Source organism: Microtetraspora sp. NBRC 16547, assembly GCF_030268965.1.
GTDB lineage: Bacteria > Actinomycetota > Actinomycetes > Streptosporangiales > Streptosporangiaceae > Microtetraspora.
The window spans coordinates 1-16,951 of record NZ_BSSE01000030.1; the positions used below are offsets into that span (position 1 = coordinate 1).

At 69.8% G+C, this 16,951-nt stretch carries 18 protein-coding genes; 11 read left to right on the forward strand and 7 right to left on the reverse strand.

The window, feature by feature from the left end; genetic code table 11:
* Positions 1-1,175: 1,175 nt before the first annotated feature.
* The 4 genes from QSK17_RS29780 to QSK17_RS29795 all read left to right on the forward strand — a co-directional run bounded on the left by QSK17_RS29780 (position 1,176) and on the right by QSK17_RS29795 (position 6,111).
* Positions 1,176-1,691, forward strand: a complete 516-nt coding sequence (locus QSK17_RS29780; RefSeq protein ID WP_285708818.1) for a hypothetical protein — start codon at positions 1,176-1,178, stop codon at positions 1,689-1,691.
* A gap of 241 nt (positions 1,692-1,932) precedes the next feature.
* A complete protein-coding gene (locus QSK17_RS29785; RefSeq protein ID WP_285708819.1) occupies positions 1,933-3,570 on the forward strand; it encodes an MFS transporter in 1,638 nt (545 codons plus the stop codon).
* A gap of 279 nt (positions 3,571-3,849) precedes the next feature.
* On the forward strand, positions 3,850-4,497 hold the full coding sequence (locus tag QSK17_RS29790) for a TetR/AcrR family transcriptional regulator (protein WP_285708820.1): 648 nt from the start codon (positions 3,850-3,852) through the stop codon (positions 4,495-4,497).
* A 282-nt stretch (positions 4,498-4,779) separates the two neighbouring features.
* The gene (locus QSK17_RS29795) at positions 4,780-6,111 is read left to right on the forward strand and encodes a hypothetical protein (protein ID WP_285708821.1); all 1,332 of its coding nucleotides are present in this window, start codon (positions 4,780-4,782) and stop codon (positions 6,109-6,111) included.
* A gap of 137 nt (positions 6,112-6,248) precedes the next feature.
* On the opposite strand, the gene QSK17_RS29800 is transcribed toward QSK17_RS29795, so the two are convergent.
* Positions 6,249-6,830, reverse strand: a complete 582-nt coding sequence (locus tag QSK17_RS29800; protein WP_285708822.1) for an Rv1733c family protein — start codon at positions 6,828-6,830, stop codon at positions 6,249-6,251.
* Between the two features lie 267 nt (positions 6,831-7,097).
* Here QSK17_RS29800 and QSK17_RS29805 point away from each other — a divergent pair, with 267 nt between their 5' ends.
* Positions 7,098-7,541 carry an Hsp20/alpha crystallin family protein gene (locus QSK17_RS29805; protein ID WP_285708823.1) on the forward strand — a complete coding sequence of 148 codons (444 nt, stop codon included), beginning with the start codon at positions 7,098-7,100 and terminating at the stop codon, positions 7,539-7,541.
* 128 nt (positions 7,542-7,669) lie between these two features.
* Here QSK17_RS29805 and QSK17_RS29810 read toward each other — a convergent pair whose 3' ends face one another.
* From QSK17_RS29810 to QSK17_RS29820, 3 genes are all read right to left on the reverse strand, one after another.
* Positions 7,670-8,374, reverse strand: a complete 705-nt coding sequence (locus tag QSK17_RS29810) for a CBS domain-containing protein (protein WP_352231863.1) — start codon at positions 8,372-8,374, stop codon at positions 7,670-7,672.
* 160 nt (positions 8,375-8,534) lie between these two features.
* A complete protein-coding gene (locus QSK17_RS29815) occupies positions 8,535-9,533 on the reverse strand; it encodes a zinc-binding alcohol dehydrogenase family protein (protein WP_285708824.1) in 999 nt (332 codons plus the stop codon).
* A 5-nt stretch (positions 9,534-9,538) separates the two neighbouring features.
* On the reverse strand, positions 9,539-9,889 hold the full coding sequence (locus QSK17_RS29820; protein WP_285708826.1) for a GerW family sporulation protein: 351 nt from the start codon (positions 9,887-9,889) through the stop codon (positions 9,539-9,541).
* A gap of 156 nt (positions 9,890-10,045) precedes the next feature.
* On the opposite strand from QSK17_RS29820, the gene QSK17_RS29825 reads away from it, so the two are divergent.
* Positions 10,046-10,891 carry a universal stress protein gene (locus QSK17_RS29825; RefSeq protein ID WP_285708827.1) on the forward strand — a complete coding sequence of 282 codons (846 nt, stop codon included), beginning with the start codon at positions 10,046-10,048 and terminating at the stop codon, positions 10,889-10,891.
* A gap of 111 nt (positions 10,892-11,002) precedes the next feature.
* Here the strand turns inward: QSK17_RS29825 and QSK17_RS29830 are convergent, their stop codons facing one another.
* Both QSK17_RS29830 and QSK17_RS29835 read right to left on the reverse strand, forming a co-directional pair.
* Positions 11,003-11,278 carry a dsRBD fold-containing protein gene (locus QSK17_RS29830; protein WP_285708828.1) on the reverse strand — a complete coding sequence of 92 codons (276 nt, stop codon included), beginning with the start codon at positions 11,276-11,278 and terminating at the stop codon, positions 11,003-11,005.
* A 101-nt stretch (positions 11,279-11,379) separates the two neighbouring features.
* Positions 11,380-12,048, reverse strand: coding sequence for a pyridoxamine 5'-phosphate oxidase family protein (locus QSK17_RS29835; protein ID WP_285708829.1), 669 nt, complete (start codon positions 12,046-12,048; stop codon positions 11,380-11,382).
* A gap of 228 nt (positions 12,049-12,276) precedes the next feature.
* Between QSK17_RS29835 and QSK17_RS29840 the strand changes: the two genes are divergently transcribed.
* Positions 12,277-12,939 (forward strand): CBS domain-containing protein, encoded by a 663-nt coding sequence (locus tag QSK17_RS29840; RefSeq protein WP_285708830.1) that lies wholly within the window; start codon positions 12,277-12,279, stop codon positions 12,937-12,939.
* 117 nt (positions 12,940-13,056) lie between these two features.
* Here QSK17_RS29840 and QSK17_RS29845 read toward each other — a convergent pair whose 3' ends face one another.
* Entirely contained in the window at positions 13,057-13,698 is a 642-nt protein-coding gene (locus tag QSK17_RS29845) for a response regulator (protein WP_285708831.1), read from the reverse strand.
* Positions 13,699-13,862: 164 nt separating this feature from the next.
* On the opposite strand from QSK17_RS29845, the gene QSK17_RS29850 reads away from it, so the two are divergent.
* From QSK17_RS29850 to ligD, 4 genes are all read left to right on the forward strand, one after another.
* Positions 13,863-14,729: a universal stress protein gene (locus QSK17_RS29850; protein ID WP_285708832.1), complete on the forward strand. Its 867-nt coding sequence runs from the start codon at positions 13,863-13,865 to the stop codon at positions 14,727-14,729.
* Positions 14,730-14,807: 78 nt separating this feature from the next.
* Positions 14,808-15,284: a CBS domain-containing protein gene (locus tag QSK17_RS29855; protein WP_285708833.1), complete on the forward strand. Its 477-nt coding sequence runs from the start codon at positions 14,808-14,810 to the stop codon at positions 15,282-15,284.
* 107 nt (positions 15,285-15,391) lie between these two features.
* The gene (locus QSK17_RS29860; protein ID WP_285708834.1) at positions 15,392-15,877 is read left to right on the forward strand and encodes a flavodoxin domain-containing protein; all 486 of its coding nucleotides are present in this window, start codon (positions 15,392-15,394) and stop codon (positions 15,875-15,877) included.
* A 33-nt stretch (positions 15,878-15,910) separates the two neighbouring features.
* A complete protein-coding gene (ligD, locus tag QSK17_RS29865; protein ID WP_285708835.1) occupies positions 15,911-16,885 on the forward strand; it encodes a non-homologous end-joining DNA ligase in 975 nt (324 codons plus the stop codon).
* Positions 16,886-16,951 lie beyond the last annotated feature (66 nt).

Consider the following 16,951-nt stretch of genomic DNA (forward strand, 5'->3'; position numbering starts at 1 on the left):
TGAAAGGCGTCGCCGTTGGGGGGAGTCTCGCCATAGGCGAAGGCACCTCCACGGTGGGAGGCTTTCCCGCATCCGGAAGCAGGCCGCTGCTCCGCGGCCGGAGCGCCGTTGTGGACGGTGCCGCTGCCGGCAGACGTGGGTGCCGCGCAGTCCTTATCGGGGGCAAGGGCTGAACTGCCGTCCGACCTCCAGGACTTCGCCCGCGAGGTGATCTGATCCCACCACTCGGAATCACACGGCCCAGGCGGAGAAGGACGCTCGTCTCGCGAAAAGAACTCCAACGATCCGAAGAACTCCGCCACGCCCGCCCCCTCCCCGACTATTCGAACGCGCATCTGAATAATGCCACACTCGAACACGCATTCGCAACGGATTCACAATGCATTTTTGCGGGGCGTCTATTTATAATGGAATTTCGCGATATGTCCTCTTTTCTATGGCGGACGCGGCGTGGCCATCGCCTGTGCTGTTACCGGTGTGACGCCCCCCAAGTCTCGTCTGTATGGGTAGGTCGGTCTTGTCTAGCGTTCAGCCGTCGTCTCATCGCTCGGGGCGGGTGCTGTGCTGTACGCCGCCGCCTACCGGTTCATCCCACTCCACTCGGGGCTGAGCGATATTCCTGGTGTGTGGACGCCCGGTGGGTGGTTGAACGGGGTCGAGTGCGCGACGACTCCGGACGGTCCGCAGTTTCCGATGGCTTGATGGCTTGCGTGCCTGCGAACGTGCGGCATCCTGGCGTCGCGTCGTGTCGCGATCCCGTGACGGGAGCGCGACACAGCACCATGTCGGCTTTCAGTGCGCGGAAGTTGTGAGACGGTTCGACGATTTGTAGCGGTTTTCGATTCGCCTATGGGGGGAAGGCGGCAGATGCGACGACATGGTGTGAATTCTGGAAAAGAGGGATATTTTACGGCCAGTCCCTGGTGAAATGTCAGAATCAAATAGAAACCCGAAGCGAGGGGATGTCGCCCTCGCAGATCGGCGCAGCGCAACACCGCTGTGAGGTCGCTGGCAGGGGTCGGGGCGGCACGATGTTGTGTCGCTGACAGGGATCGGGGCGGCGCGACGTTGTGCGAGGTCGCCGTCGAGGTCGCCGTCATGTGGCCTCCGCCGCCACGCACGGGCATGCGTCCATCGGCCGATGCTGTGCCTCGCCGGAGCGTCAGAATGGGTTCATGGTCGTCTCCCGAATACCTGCTTTGGCACCCGGCGCACCTTCGAAGGTGCGGGCGCGCCTTCGAATGCTGGCTCTGCTCGAGATGGGCAACATCCCGTTTCAGGCGTTGGTCTGGTTCGGGCTGGTCGGCCTGCCTGTGACGACGGCGAACTTCGTGGGGTTCGCCCTGGTCGCGGTTCTTCTGACTCAAGGCGCGCTCTACTGGGCGGCCAAGCTGCGCCAACTGCGTAAGCCGGGCGTCCTCCCCGGGGCGCAGGCCTTTCTGATCGCGCGAGTGACCGACGTCCCGCTGCTGGTGACCGGGCTGACGATCACCGCCGGTGCCGTCGTAGCCGATCCTGGGCGCGATTCGTGGCCCGGCCTGGCGTTCGCGCTCTTCGCGGTGCTCGAATACATCAACTACTTCCACGTGCAGCTCATGCATGACACTGCGGCGGATTTGCGCAGTCTGGCGAACGGCGGGTTGCGGCCGTCGCACCTCGCCCGTGATCTGGCCCGCCATCGGCGGCGGTGACGAGGCTTCGGGCCGGCTGCCGCCGAATCCCGCGATCGGTATGGGTTCCGCGACCGGTACGGGGGCCCTCGTGGGTTCTCCGATCGGTGCGTGGGTTCCGCGATCGGTATGGGTTCCGCGATCGGCGCATGGGTTCCCCGATCGGTGTGTGGGTCCCTCGTGGGTTCTCGATCGGTACGGGGGGCGGCGAGTGGCCAGATGGGACGACAGATGGCGACGCAGTGTTGCTATCGTTAGCGACATGATGTCGCCAAATGCCCGCAAGGGTTGGCTGCCCCTCGTCGTGCTCGCGCTGGGGACGTCGATGATCGTCGTGGACGCGACGATCGTGAACGTCGCCGTTCCGGCGATCATCGCGGATCTGCGCCTGACCGCGACCGACGTTGAGTGGGTCAACTCCATCTATTCGTTGACGTTCGCGGCGTTGCTCATCCCGCTCGGCCGTACGGGCGATCTGCGCGGCAGACGCCGCCTCTTCGCGTCGGGGGTCGCCGTCTTCCTGCTGGCCAGCGTCCTGGCCGCCGCCGCGAGCAGCGGTCCGACGCTGATCGGCGCCAGGGTCGTCCAGGGCGTAGGGGCGGCCATGGTCATCCCGATGACCCTCGCCATCATCAACTCCACCTACACCGGCAGACAGCGCGTGATCGGGTTCGCCGTCTGGGGCTCGGTCATCGGCGGCATGGCAGGCGTCGGCCCGCTGGTCGGCGGCTGGCTCGTCACCGAGTACGGCTGGCGCTCCGCGTTCTGGGTCAACCTGCCCATCGGGGCGTTGATCCTCCTTGGCACGCTCCGCGTGCCCGACTCGCGAGACGAGCACGCCTCCGGCCATGACCCCCTGGGCATCCTGCTCACGGTGATCGGCACGACCTCGGTCGTCTTCGCACTCATCGAAGGCCAGAAGTACGGCTGGCTCACCCCGCTGCGGCCCGCGGACCTTCTCGGCGTGCGATTCGAGGGTGTCACCCCCGTCCCCTTCGCGTTCGGCATCGGGGTCGTAGCCCTGATCGCGCTGGTGCTGGTCGAGCGGGCCAGGGGGCGGGTGGGACGTCCCGTCCTGATCGACCTGACGCTGTTCGCGCTGCCGAGCTTCCGGTACGGCGCGATGGCCGCGATGGTCGTGGCGCTGGGCGAGTTCGGGTTGATCCTCGTGCTGCCGCTGTTCCTGCAGTCGGCGCTCGGCTACAGCGCGTTCCAGACCGGGTTGGTGATCGCCACGCTGGCCCTGGGCACCTTCTTGGCCGGCGGCATGGTCCCCGGCCTGGTCAAGAAGGCGAGCTCGCGGATGGTGGTGCAGATCGGCGTCGGCCTGGAAGTCGTCGGCGCGCTCGGCATCGCCCTGTCGATCGACGCCGAGATGAGCCCGTGGCGGCCGGTCCCATGGCTGGTGGTCTACGGGCTGGGGATCGGGTTCGCGTCGGCGCAGCTCGCCAGCGTGCTGATGGCCGATGTGCCGCCCAGGCAGTCGGGCCAGGCGTCCGGGCTGCAGAGCACGGTACGCCAGGTCGGCGCGGCCCTCGGGGTCGCGGTGCTCGGCGCGGTGCTGGTCACGGGGCTCGGCTCGTCGGTCGAGCGGCACCTGGACGACTTCCCGGCCCAGGTACGGACCGAGGTGGCGCACGCCGTGCAGGAAAGCGGGGGAGTGGCCATCGCCGGGCTGCGCGAGCCGGAGATCCACGCGGCGGCGGTGGCGGCCTCCGCGGAGACGACCCGCCGCGTCACGCTGCTCACGGCGCTGATCCTGCTGGCAGGTGTGGGGGCCACGCTCCTACTTCCGCGTGCCGCCGCGCCCGGCCGCGGCCACACCGAAGCCCTGGCCGACGGCGGAGCCGAGACAGGCGACGACGAGCAGGAGAGATCGACAATGGAGCGGGTCGACTAAGTGCCCCTCCCGTCAATCTTTGCCCCGTCGCGTCGCCCAGAACGGCACCTCGCTGCGTTGTCGCCCCACCCACGAAAACTCCTCGCAAGCTCGGACTTTCCGCGGGGCCCGGGAATGTCGGCCGTAGGCTCCGCTACGAGCTCCTCCTCCGCCTTGCGATGCACCGCCCTGGACACCGCTCCTTCCGGGCAAACCTTGCCGGTCACGGCACCAGGAACGGCTTCATGCCGGGGAGGTCGCGCGGGGCCGGATACTGGAAGGCCGGCACTGGAGGTGGAGATGCCAAGGATCAGCGCGGCGACCGTCGCCGACCATAGGGCCAACCAGCACGCCGCCCTGCTCGACGCGGCGCGCGTGGTCCTGGCGGAACAGGGAGTCCAGGCGCTCACGCCGGCGGCCGTGGGGGCCCGGGTCGGCCTCGCCCGATCGAGCGTCTATCGCTACTTCGCCTCGACCGCGGACATCCTCGCCCAGCTCGTTGAGGACGCCTTCCCCCGGTGGCTGATCCGCCTGCGCGCCTCCCTGCGGGACGCGGGTGACGGCGCGATCTTCGACGACAGGATCCGCGCGTACGGCACGGCGGTGCTGGACTTCGTCGGCAGCCCCGACTACGCGCTCGTCCCGGCGTTGCAGGCGGTCGGGCTGCCCGACGAGTGCCGGGAACGCGTGGACGAGCTGCACGAGTCGCTGATCGAGCCGCTCAGAGAGGCGCTGGACGAGGCCGGGTACGACCACGCGGGCCTGCGCGCCCACCTCGCGTGGGGCGTCCTCCGTGCGGGATCCCGCCTCCTGAGCGACGAGGAGCGGAAATCCGGCCGGCAGCGGCCGTCCGGTGACGAGCGGCAACCCCATGAGGAACATCCCGAGGAACATCCCGACGAGATCGTCAGGGTGACCCTCGACACTCTCTGCCGCGCCCTCCGCTGACCGGCCCGGCTGCCGCCCGGGTTCCGAAGGGCCGTGGATTTCCTCGGCGGGCGGCCGGGACTGTCCGGCTGCCCGCCGTCGCCTTCTGTTGACCGGCTCGGCCTCCGGGGCGATCAAGGCTGTGCTTTCACCCTCGGCCGTGTGGCTGGTTCTGTGGCCGGCGATATTCCCATCTGTCTCGTTGCGAACTTCCGTTTCGCAAACAAGATGCCGACATTCTGGAATGATCGCGGGATATTCCTCGCGTACTTCGAGACTGACGGACAGTGACTGATGCCCCCCATGGATCAAATCGCCGCCTTCACGTCGGACCATCCAGTCGGTACCGCCCTCATCTGCGCTTTCGCCCTGATCATTCTGGTCCTCGGATATTTCGTGCTTCGCGCCGCGTATCGGGTGTTGGCCGACCTTTTCCGACGTTTCGCCGCACCCCGCCCGGCGGAGGACATTCTCACGATCGTCGCCGCGACCATCGCCACGGGCGTGTCCGCGCAGGGCATGTGGCGTTTCTCGGGCGACGTCCTGGGATTCGACGGCCCCCTCCGCCTCCTGCTCTTCGCCTTCATCGAAGTCGCCGTCATCACCAGTGCCGTACGGGCCCGCCGGAACATGAGGGAGAACTATTCAGCGGGCATCGACGGCATCGCCGTGTGGGTGTTCACCTGCCTGTCGGCCGTGCTGTCCAGCATGGACGCCCGTAGCGTGGCCGAGGCGCTGTTCCGGCTCGCTGCCCCGCTCGTCGCGGCGTGGCTGTGGGAACGCGGCATGGCGATCGAACGGCACCGCATCACTGGGCGGGCCCGAATCAACTGGCGGATCACCCCGGAGCGCGTCATGGTCCGGATCGGGCTGGCGGAGGCCGGCGACCGCACCGCGAGCGAGGTGGACGCCCATCGCAGGCTCACCCGCGTGGCACTGGCCGCCAAGCGTGCTCGCGCGCTGCGCGCGGCCGGGGCGTCCGACCGGAAGATCCGCGCCGCGCTCACCAAGCTCGACCGGGCGATGGACCAGGCGGTGGAGTACACCGGTCTGGCCGTCGACTCGGCCCGGCAGCAGGCGTTGCTGTCCCAGATCGGTGCGCTCTACAACACGTCCGCGCTGATCGACCTGAGCCCGCCCGTCCCGTGGGCGCCCGAAGAGGAGAACAAGAACCAGCAGACCGCGCAGGCCGGGCATCCCTCGCATCCCGCCCTCCTCGCCGCAGCGGGCCTGGCGGGCGCCACCGTACCGGCCGGACCCGGAACTCCGGCAGGCGCGGCGCTCCTCGATGACGACGATGACGAGGACCTGGAGATGGTGGAACCGGCCCCTCCGGTCGACACGGCGCAGCGCGCCGCGCTGATGCGCGCCGCGCGTCAGTACTGGGACAGGGAGATCGAGCGCCGCTTCGTTCCTCGCGCGGCCGACATCGCGCACGAGATCGGCATTCCGCTGGCGACCGCCCGGGAGTATCGCGCGCTCTGGAAGCTGGAGCCCAAGGCCCACGCCCTGTTGGAGACCGTGTACAACGAGCACGGGATCATCGACACCGGGACGTTTCCGGCGATCACCACGCTCGAGAGCGTCCTGACCGTGAACGGCTCCGCCGCCCCAGCACTGACCGCCCAGCACTGACCGCCGACACTGACCGCCGACACTGACCGCCGACACAGACCACCCGGCGCTGCCCTACGCCGACCGTTCAGCACGGACCGTTCAGCACGGACCGTTCAGCACGGACCATTCAGTACGGACCATTCAGTACGGACCGTTCAGTAGCGGCGGGCCCAGCGAGGTTCGACGTTCGTCCACGCCTCCTCCCAGCGTCGCTGGTTGCGGCGCTGCATGATCCACCGGAGGAGGCCGACGAGCATCGCCAGCACGGCGGCGATCCCGGACAGCGACGCGAGGGCGATGATCGCGGTCGCCATGATGATCTCCAGTGTGCTCGCGGGTTCGCGGGACGGCTGGTCGTCCGCGTTGACCCAGACGCGCACCTCCGTGCCGGGCGTGGCTGTGCTCGCCACCGGGATCACCGCCTGGTGGATCCCGCCATCGGGCGTGTGCCAGCGGGCGCCAGCCCGGAAATCGGCGGCCCCGCCGAGCCGCGCCGTCCGCGCCGGGGAAGGCTGCTCGTACAGCATCGCGGTCACCTGGTGTTTGCCCGCGTTCTCCGTCTGTGCGGTGACGTACGCCGATCGGGTCGCGTAGTACGTCGCAAGCGGCATGATCACGGAGAAGAGGAGGAGCAGCGTGATCAGGATCGCCGACTCCGCGTGATCGGCTGTACGGCGCAGCGGATTGCGGTCCAGCCCCAGGAATCTGGCGGCTCTCGCCGGTACGCGCGTATTCATCCCACACCTCCACACGTGCTCGAAGCTAGGGAATCCCCATCGCCGGGCACAGTGCTGATCGGCCCAGGTCAGCAAGGACCTTCGTCCGTTCCTCCGTCGGCCCGCGTGCCGGGCGGAAGGCAGCGGGCGGGCCGGGGTCGGGGTTCGTTCGGAGGGTTCGCGGTTCCGGCCGATGGTCCCCACCGCCAGGGACCTGTGGCCCTGCCGCACCGCCCCACGTCTGGTGATGTTCTGGAGGTGTAGGCGCGCATGAGAAGGGAGTCGGAGATGGGTGCCATCGCACGCAGGGAGGCCGGGTGGCCCTTCCCGGACCTGCTGGAGTGGCTGGAGTCGCCGATGATGGGGCTGCGCACGACGGCGGAGCTCATCCGGATAGAGGACTACGTGGAGGGCGACCGCTACGTCGTGCGGGCCGAACTGCCCGGCATCGACCCCTCCAAGGACGTCGACATCACCATCACCAACGGGGTGCTGGAGATCCGCGCGGAGAAGACCCAGCAGACGAGGGAGCGTCGCCGCTCCGAATTCCACTACGGAGCGCTCTACCGGTCCCTCACCCTGCCACCCGACGCGCGGGAGGACGATGTCCAGGCCATGTACAAGGACGGTGTCCTCGAAGTGAGCGTCGGCCTGGAGAAGGAGAAGAAGATCGAGGGACGGAAGATCCCGATCCAGCGGACGGCGGGAGAGGAGCAGCCGACCGGGGAGTGATCCGGGGGAGTGACCCGGCTGAACGGGCCGAACGGGCGAAGGGCGGGAGCGTCTCCCGCCCTTTCTCGCTGCTTTGGGCACCGCCCCGCGTAGAGGGCGCGTCCGGACTGGGATCCGTCCGGAAGCCGCTACTTACGGCCCCAGCGCGAGGTGTCGTCCTCTCCCCACTCCAGCCTGTCGACGACATCGACCACGCCGTGGACCCGCCGCGCCATGGCGACCACGATCGCGGCGTCGCTGCGCCGGGTCGTCCATCCGGTCAGCGTGACGATCCCCTGCCACACCTCGACCTCGATCTGCGAGGTCTCCAACCAGAGCGAATTCCCGACGACGTCGTCGCGAACCTCCTTGGCGATTTGAGTGTCGCTGCGTACGAACACCCGGAGCATGTCCTGGCGGCTGATGATGCCGATCAGAATGCCCTCCGCGTCCACCACCGGCAGTCGCTTGACCCCGTGCTGGTCCATCAACCGGATCGCGGACACGACGGAGGCCCCAGGCGGGATCGTCACCGCGGGGGACGTCATCAACTCAGCGGCGGTGTCACCGTGGGCGGTGTCCTTGATGCTGTGGTTCTTCTCCGTCAGGCGGTGCCGCAGCCGGGAGCGCAGCGGCGGCTGGTAGCCCTCCCGGTAGTACTGCTCCTTGAACTGTTCCTTGCGCAGCAGGTCGGCCTCGGAGATGACCCCGATCACATGTCCCTCGCCGTCGACCACGGGTACGGCGCTGACGCTGTGTGCGATGAGCACTTCGGCGACGTCTTTGAAAGGAGTGCTTCCGTTGACCGACACCACATGCGTGGTCATGACGTCCTTCACTTTGACGCGCATCATGTGCCTCCAAACACGGTCAGGGAATGCCTGCACCAATCAAAGTGGCGCCGGACGGCGGCGGGCAGAGGTCGTAAGTCCCAAACCGGAGGGCCGTTCGGGCATATGAATCCGCCCATGATCGCTTCACATCGCCTCACGTCCGTTCTGACACCCTCTTCCACTACGGCAGCAGCACCGCCGCTCCCTCGACGCGGTCGGCGGCCAGGTCGGCCAGGGCCTGGTCGGCGGCGTCGAACGGATAGGGCGTGGTCGCGACCCGGGGACGGTACGACGCGGCGAGGTCCAGGAAGACCCGCCCGTCCGCGCGGGTGTTGGCCGTGACGCTGCGCAGTGTCCGCTCCTGGAACAGGTGCCGTTCATAGTTCAGCACCGGGATGTCGGTCAGATGGATTCCGGCGACGGCGAGTGTCCCGCCGCGGTCCAGGGCCGCGAGGGCGGTCGGTACGAGGTCGCCCACCGGCGCGAAGAGGATGGCCGCGTCGAGCGGCTCGGGCGGCGCGTCCCAGGCTCCGACCGCGGACCGCGCGCCCAGCGTCATGGCCAGCTCCCGTGCCTGCTCCGATCGCGTCATCACGTGTACGGCGGCGCCCTGGGCGATGGCGATCTGCGCCGTCAGGTGGGCGGAGGCGCCGAAGCCGTAGATCCCGAGGCGGCCCCCGAGCGGCAGGTCCGAGCGGAGCAGGGCGCGATAACCGATGATCCCGGCGCAGAGCAGCGGCGCGAGAGTCTCGGCCGCCCCCTCCTCCGGCAGGAGATAGGCGAAGTCCGCCGGGACGGTGACGTACTCGGCGTAGCCGCCGTCCGCGTCCCAGCCGGTGTAGGTGGATGCCGGGCACAGGTTCTCCGCCCCGCGAAGGCAGTAGCGGCACCGGCCGCAGGTGGAGCGCAGCCAGGCCACGCCCACCCGGGTGCCGGCCGGCGGCCCGTCCGTGCCGGGGCCGTGCCCCTCCACCCTGCCCACCACCTCGTGCCCGGGTACGGTTCTCGGCCGCCGCGGGGCGAGGTCGCCTTCGGCCAGGTGGAGGTCCGTACGGCAGACCGCGCAGGCCTCGACGCGCACGAGCAGTTCGCCGGGGCCGGGAACGGGAACGGGGAGCCGCGTCCGTTCGAGGGGATGCATGGCGATCGGCCCCGGACGGGCGACCACCCAGGCGTCCATCCCGCTCAGCGCTTCCTGGCCCGGAGGCGCGCGATGGTGCGTACGGTCAGCAGCGCGACCACCATCACGATCTGGCATCCGATGACCAGCTTGTTGACGTCGACCACCGGCTGCCAGCGCACGGTTCCGTCCTTGATGACGAACACGCCCGCGGGGGCCGCGCCGAGGCCGAACCCGGCGCCCACGCCCTCGCCGGGGTTGTCGCCCTCCTGCCTTCCGCTGCCGCCGCCCCCTCCGCCGGCGACGCGGGCGACCGGGATGACGGTGATCCCCTCCTGGACGATCGGCTCGCCGAACACCCGCTTGACTGTCGGTTTGTCCTGAGCTTGCTCGATCATCTCGATTATGTCCATCATGATCCCCTTTTGCGTCGAATGTCCTCTTACTCATTCCCGCGTACGCGGCACGAAATGTCGAAGGCGGCGCTCCTCATGCCGTGCTTCTGGCGCCGGACCCATGGATCCGCAGGGTAGACAGGGATGTATGAGGCCCACGATGAGGGGGAGATAAAGATGATCATTGTTGGAGTCGACGGATCGGCCGCGGGGCTGGAGGCGGCCGCCTGGGCGGCCCGGGAGGCGGCGCTGCGTGGATCCTCGCTGCGAGTGGCGCACGCCATGCCGAAATGGGCGTCCGAGAAGCCCGGGCACGGTCCGTACATGGACGTCGCGAAGTGGATGCGCGAAGGGGCCGAGTCCGTCGTCGGAGAGGCGTTGGACCGGATCGGCGAGCAGGAGGGTGACGTGGCCGTCGACTCGGCCCTGCTGCCCGGTGACGCCAGGATCGCGCTGATGAAGGCGGCGGAGGAGGCGGAGCTCCTGGTGGTCGGCAACCACGGGCTCGGCGGCTTCCGCGGCCTTCTGGTGGGGTCGGTGGCGCTCGGGGTGGCCGGCCGGGCGGCCTGCCCGGTCGTCGTGGTGCGCACGCTCCCGGCGAACGACCGCCGCAAGATCGTGGTCGGCGTCGACGGGTCACCCGCGAACGCCGCAGCCGTCGAATTCGCGTTCGCCGAGGCATCGCTCCACGACGTGGAGCTGCACGCCGTGCACGTCTGGCGGGGGCTCGTCGCCGGTGGCGGCTTCGAGGCCGCCGCGTCGGTCCAGGAGGAGGACGGGCTGCGCGCCATGCTGACGGAGGCGCTGGCGGAGGCGGCACGGCGCCACCCGGACGTGAAGGTCACCGAGCACGTCGTCAACGGGCACCCGGTGGAGGTCATAAAGGAGGCGTCGGAGGGGGCGGGACTCCTCGTGGTCGGGTCCCGGGGCCGGGGCAGGCTGGCCGGGCTGGTGCTCGGCTCGGTCGGCAATGCGCTCCTGGAGCACGCCGACTGCCCGGTGGCCGTGATCCCGCCGCGCTGAGCACGGGCCAGGGCAGAGCCCTCAACACCACCGGCCCTGCCCTGGACTTCCTGCCGCGGATCGTTCGGCCAGGCCTGCCGCGGATCGACTGATCGGCGGCGGGCCGGGGCCTCAGCGAGCCCGAGACGACGACGGCGCGGCGAACTGCGCAACGTCCTCGGCGCCGTCCTCGATCAGTTTGGCGGCCAGGTCGGACAGGGCGCGCCCCGCCGCGAGCTCGTCCCCGATCTGGGGAACCGCCCGATCATGAGGGTTGCGCCGAGCGTGCGCCACGCTCTCGTGCCTGGTGCTGGCGTCACCTGCGTGGAGTACGGCTCTGGCCGTCGTCACCTGGTCGGCATCGTCCTCATCGATGAAGATCTCGATGTTCCATTCCTTGGCTTCCATCGCGAACACCTCCCAGTTCAGCCTTCCCTCCGTCCCAGGCGAGCGGAAGGGACTTTTGGCCTGGTATGTCGCGATTTAACAGCTTTTGCTGGGAATTTGCGTCAAAAGCCGAGGATCCGGCGCCCGCTGATGTGGTGCGGGACGATGCTGATGTACGCCTCGCGCGCGCCCCCGGCCCAGGGCTCGACCCCGGTGCCGGCCGCCTCCTTCACCTCGTCCGCCGAAACGTGGTGCGCGGGTCCCTGCACGAGCACGCTCCACCCTTCTCGGTTCACGTCGTCGATGCGGTCGACCTCGAAACCGATCGTGAGCTCGACGCCCTCCATGCCGGTGCGCATCGCCTCCTCCATCGGGCCGCCCTGCTGCGTACGGAAGACGATCGCCCCGTTGTGGACCTTGAAGTTCACCGGGAAGACCGTCGGCCCGCCCGGCCCGCTGAAGGCGACCCTGCCGACGCCGCCGGGAGCGATGAGACGCATGCACTCCTCGGGATCGAGTGTGTGCAGCACCGGGTGCGACGCGGCGAGTCCCTGGCCCGGCGGCCGATCCATCCCGCCGCCGAGAAGGTCGTCGGGGGTGGTCTCCAACGCCGCTGCCAGCCGCAGCAGCGCCTCCTCGGTGATCGAGGCGGCCGTCTCCTCGATGTATTCCACGAAACCGGGGGCCATTCCCGCGCGCTTCGCCAGGTCGTCGCGGCTGAGCCCCAGCTGCTTGCGGTGATAGGCGATGCGGCGGCCCAGGTCGCCGGGCGAGACCGTTCGGCGAGACATCGGCTCCCCTTCTTTCGATCGGATGTCAGGACACCTTCATGTGCGACGGTACGCCGTTCCCGCCGGTGTCGTCGCGATACCCCTCCCAAGACCGCTTATACCGCCGTAACCGGGGCACTCTGGGACCTAAGCCCCTTTGGCGGAGGACGTACGCCGCTGCCCAGCGGCTCAGCCACGGGCGGACGCTGGTCGGGGAGCGAAGTAGGCGCGGCAGCGAGGGAGGAAACCATGTCCGTCACCGTCAAGGACGTCATGGGACGTGTGGCGATCGCGGTCCAGGAGGACGCGGGATTCGCCGACATCGCCGCCGCCATGGAGAGGTTCAGGGTGGGCGCGGTGGCGGTCGTCGACGCCGAACGCCGGCCTGTCGGCGTGGTGTCGGAGGACGACCTGCTGATCCGGGAGACCGGTGCTTCCGGAGGACCCAGCGTGATCCTGGACGCCGGTCGGCGGCGCCGCGAGCAGCGCAAGGCGGTCGGCGTCACCGCCGCCGAGATCATGAGCACGCCACCGGTGACGGTGACCCCCGGGACGCCCGTACGGGTCGCCGCCCGCCTGATGCACGAGAAGCGGATCAAGCAGCTGCCGGTGATCGACCCGGTCAGCGGGCGCATCGCCGGGACCGTGCACCAGTCCGACCTGCTGCGGATCTTCAACCGCCCGGTCGAGGACGTACGGGCGGACATCACGGACGTGATCATCCGGCAGGCCGATCCGGAATGCCTGGAGATCGTCATCGAGTCCGGCATGGTGACCATCAGGGGAAGGGTGCGGCGGCGCTCCCAGGTCTGCCATCTCGTGGAGGCCGTACGCGCGGTCGAGGGCGTGATCGACGTGACGACCGAGATCACCTTCGCCAAGAACGACCTGGTCGTCCCGCCGCTTCTCTAGGTTTGCCGACCACGGATGTCGGCGACCGCGGTAGGCCAAGAAGATCCACGGAACACTCCCCGGCCCCGCTCGGCCGTGCTCCGGCCTCCTCCCTGGCCGGAGCACCCGCCTGGCGGGTCACTCGCCGCGACCGACCTTGAGCCGCGCGGCGAGGGCCGCCGCCTGCGTGCGCCGCTGCATGTTGAGCTTGCTCAGCAGGTTGGAGACGTAGTTCTTGACGGTCTTCTCGGCGAGGTAGAGCCGCTCGCCGATCTGCCGGTTGGTCAGCCCCTCGCCGATCAGCTCCAGGATGTGCCGCTCCTGCTCCGAGAGCGCGGCGAGCGGGTCCCTCTTGCCGGCCTGCTCGCGCAGCCGCTGCAGCATGGTCGCCGTCGTCTGCGGATCGAGCAGCGACTGGCCCGAGGCCACCGTCCGGACGGCGCCCACGAGATCGGAGCCGTGGATCTGCTTGAGCACGTACCCGGCGGCCCCGGCCATCACGGCGTCGAACAGCGCCTCGTCGTCGGCGAAGGACGTCAGCATGAGACAGGCCAGCTCGGGCATCCGCGAGCGTACCTCCCGGCAGACGTCGACGCCGTTGCCGTCGGGCAGCCGCACGTCGAGGACCGCCACATCCGGCTTGAGCGCCGGGATGCGCGCGATCGCGGACTCGGCCGTCCCGGCCTCGCCGATGACCTCGATGTCGTCCTCGGCCTCCAGCAGGGCCGCCACACCGCGTCGCACGACCTCGTGGTCGTCCAGGAGGAATACACGAATCATGTCATGCACGCTAGCGTCCGTTTCGTCTGGATGGGTAGAGAGCGGGCACCGGCCGGGCCCAGTCCGGGGCGGAGGTCCCGAAGCCGTGGGACGTTGGGCCACTGCGCGGCCGTTCCGCCTGATGATGGAATGGAGATCACAGGCCCCCGAGAAGGAGACGTGCCATGACCGGACCCATCGTCGTCGGAGTCGACGGTTCCCCGCAATCGACCGCGGCGGTGGACTGGGCGGCGGACGACGCCGCGCGCAGGGGCGTCCCGCTGAAGATCGTGCACGTCCGCGAGCCATGGGCGAACAAGTACCCCTTCCACCGGGTCGAGGGATTCGACCAGTCGCTGTCCGACTACTGCGAAGGCGTGATCAGCGGGGCCGCCAAGCGCGCCAGGGAGCGCGTCCCCGGGCTCGCGGTCACCGCGGAGCTGGCCACGGGCATGGTCGTGGAGAAGCTGAAGGCCGAGTCCAGGCAGGCCGCCGCCCTGGTCGTCGGCAGCAGGGGCATGGGCGGCTTCGCCGGTCTGGTGCTCGGATCGGTCGGGCTGGGGGTCGCCGGCCACGCCACCTGCCCGGTCGTGGTCGTACGCGGACCGGGTAAGGCCGGGCAGCGGGAGATCGTCGTCGGCTTCGACGGCTCGGAGCACTCCGAGGCCGCCATGCGGTACGCCTTCGAGGAGGCGGAGCTGCGCGGCGTCGGGGTGCGTGTCGTCTACGCGTGGCAGATACCGGCGTTCACGCCGTTCGCGATCGGCTACACCCGGGCGCTCGACGAGGTCCTCGAGCAGAGCACGGACATCGCGCGCCGGCAGCTCGCGCCGTGGCGGGAGAAGTACCCGGACGTCCCGGTGACCCAGTCGGCTGTCTGCGGGCATCCGATCGCCGTCCTGTCGGATTTCTCCCGCGGGGCCGACCTACTCGTGGTCGGTTCGCGCGGGCTCGGCGGGTTCGGCTCGGCCGTGCTGGGATCGGTCGGCCACGGGGTCCTGCACCGGGCTCACTGCGCCGTCGCCGTCGTGCGCCCGGGAGAGCCATCGTAAGCCGGCGCTCGTGAGCCGGGAGAGTTCGTAAGTTCGGGAGAGTTCGGGAGGGGTCATGAGCCGGGGAGAGGAGAAGGGATGAGCGTGGAGAACCTGACCGCGGAGCAGATCATGACCCGCGTACTGGTCACGGTCACCGTCGATGAGTCCCCGCTGATGGCGTGGGAGCTGATGCGCCGCGGCGGCGTCCACCACCTGCCGGTCGTGGACGACGACTGCCACGTGCTCGGCATCCTGACCAGGGAGGACGTCGCCGCCACCTGGTGCGGCGGCGGCCCGGACGAGCACTCGCGCCGCCAGGTGGGCAGCCTGCTGGACCGGCGCAGGCTCCCCAAGGTCGGCCCGGGGCACCCGCTGTCGCGGATCACGGGCGTCATGCTCGACGTCGGCTGCGACGCCGTTCCCGTCGTCTCGGCGGCGGGGAGGCTACTGGGCCTGGTCACCGTCAGCGATGTCCTGAGAGCCGTCGCCGGCCGTGCCGTACAGGGGGAGAAGGGCCGGGGCGAGGTGCGGACCGGGCTGTTCCACCTCAATCCCGTGCTCCCGCCAGACTGATCGCCCACCTGTGCCGTGCCGGAGGACCATCGGCGGATCATGGACCGACCTTCGGCCCTGAACGCGCCGCACGGCCCGGCGGACACTGGTCGCCGGAGGTGATCTTCATGGCACGGGTACTGGTCGCGTACGGATCCACGAGGGGGTCCACGGCCGAGATCGCCGAGTGGATCGGCCGGGCGCTGCGCGAGGAGGGCCATCAGGTCGACGTCGTCGCGGCGGGCGATGCCGCGGATGTACGTGCGTACGATGTGGTGATCCTCGGCGGCGCGGTCTACGCGAGGCGATGGCACAAGGACGCCCGGAGGTTCGCCCGCCGTCACGCGGCCACCCTGCGCGCCCTGTCGGTGTGGCTGTTCAGCAGCGGCCCGCTGGACCACTCGGCCGTGGAGCGGGAGATCCCTCCCACGCCGAACGTCACCCGGTGGTGCGCCCGGCTGGAGGTCCTCGGCCACGTCACGTTCGGAGGGCGGCTGGCCTCCGACGCCAAGGGCTTCCCCGCGTCCACGATGGCCAGGAGCATGGCGGGCGACTTCCGGAACCCCGCCCACGTCACGGCGTGGGCGAAGGCGGTGGCCCGCGAGCTGGGGTGACGAACCGGCCGCCCGCCGGGTAGGAGCCCCGTCATGGGGCACCTGCCGGCGTACGCGCCCATGCTGGCCCGGCTCGGGCAGTTGCCATCGGTGGCGCAGGACGAGCTGTTCGGCTACGAGATGAAGTGGGACGGCGTCCGCGCCATCGGCTACGTCGAGGACGGGCGGCTGCGCCTGGTCTCGCGCAACGGGCTGGACGTCACGGTCGCCTATCCCGAGCTCGGCCCCCTCGCGGACGCCGTCCGGGGCGCGGTCGTGCTGGACGGAGAGATCGTGGCGTTCGGGGAGCGCGGCCTGCCCAGCTTCGCCGCACTCCAGCCGCGGATGCACCAGCGCGACCCCGTCAAGATCAGAGTGCTGGCCAGGGCCACCCCGGTCATGTATCTGATCTTCGACATCCTCCACCTCGGGGACGCCACCACGATCCGCCTGCCGTACGTCGAGCGGCGCGAACTGCTCGACCGCACCATCTCGGCGGGGGAGCGCTGGGACGTGCCGCCGTACTCCGCGGGAGGCGGCGCGACGGTGTTCGAGAGCAGCCGCGAGCTGCTCCTGGAGGGCGTGGTCGCCAAGCGGCTGTCCTCGGCGTACCAGCCGGGACGGCGCAGCGGAGACTGGCTGAAGGTGAAGCACTTCCGCACCCAGGAGGTCGTCATCGGCGGCTGGAAGCCGGGCGAGGGGAGGCGCGCGCGGGGCATCGGCTCGATGCTGATCGGCGTGCACGACGAAGCCGGGCGGCTGGTCTACGCCGGGCACGTCGGCACCGGCTTCACCGACGCGATGCTCGCGGACCTGGCGGAACGGCTGGCGCCGCTGGACCGCGCGACCAGCCCGTTCGCGGACGAGGTGCCGCGCGAGCACGCGCGGCACGCGCACTGGACCGATCCCGTCCTGGTGGGGGAGGTGCGGTACGCCGAGTGGACCGCGGACGGCCGGCTGCGCCACCCGAGCTGGCGCGGGCTGCGCCCGGACCGGCGCGCGGCGGAGGTCGGCAGGGAACCCGGCTGACCCGCCGCCCGCTCGCCGATCACCGGCCGATCACCCACCGCAAGCCCGCCGCAAGCCCGCCGCTCA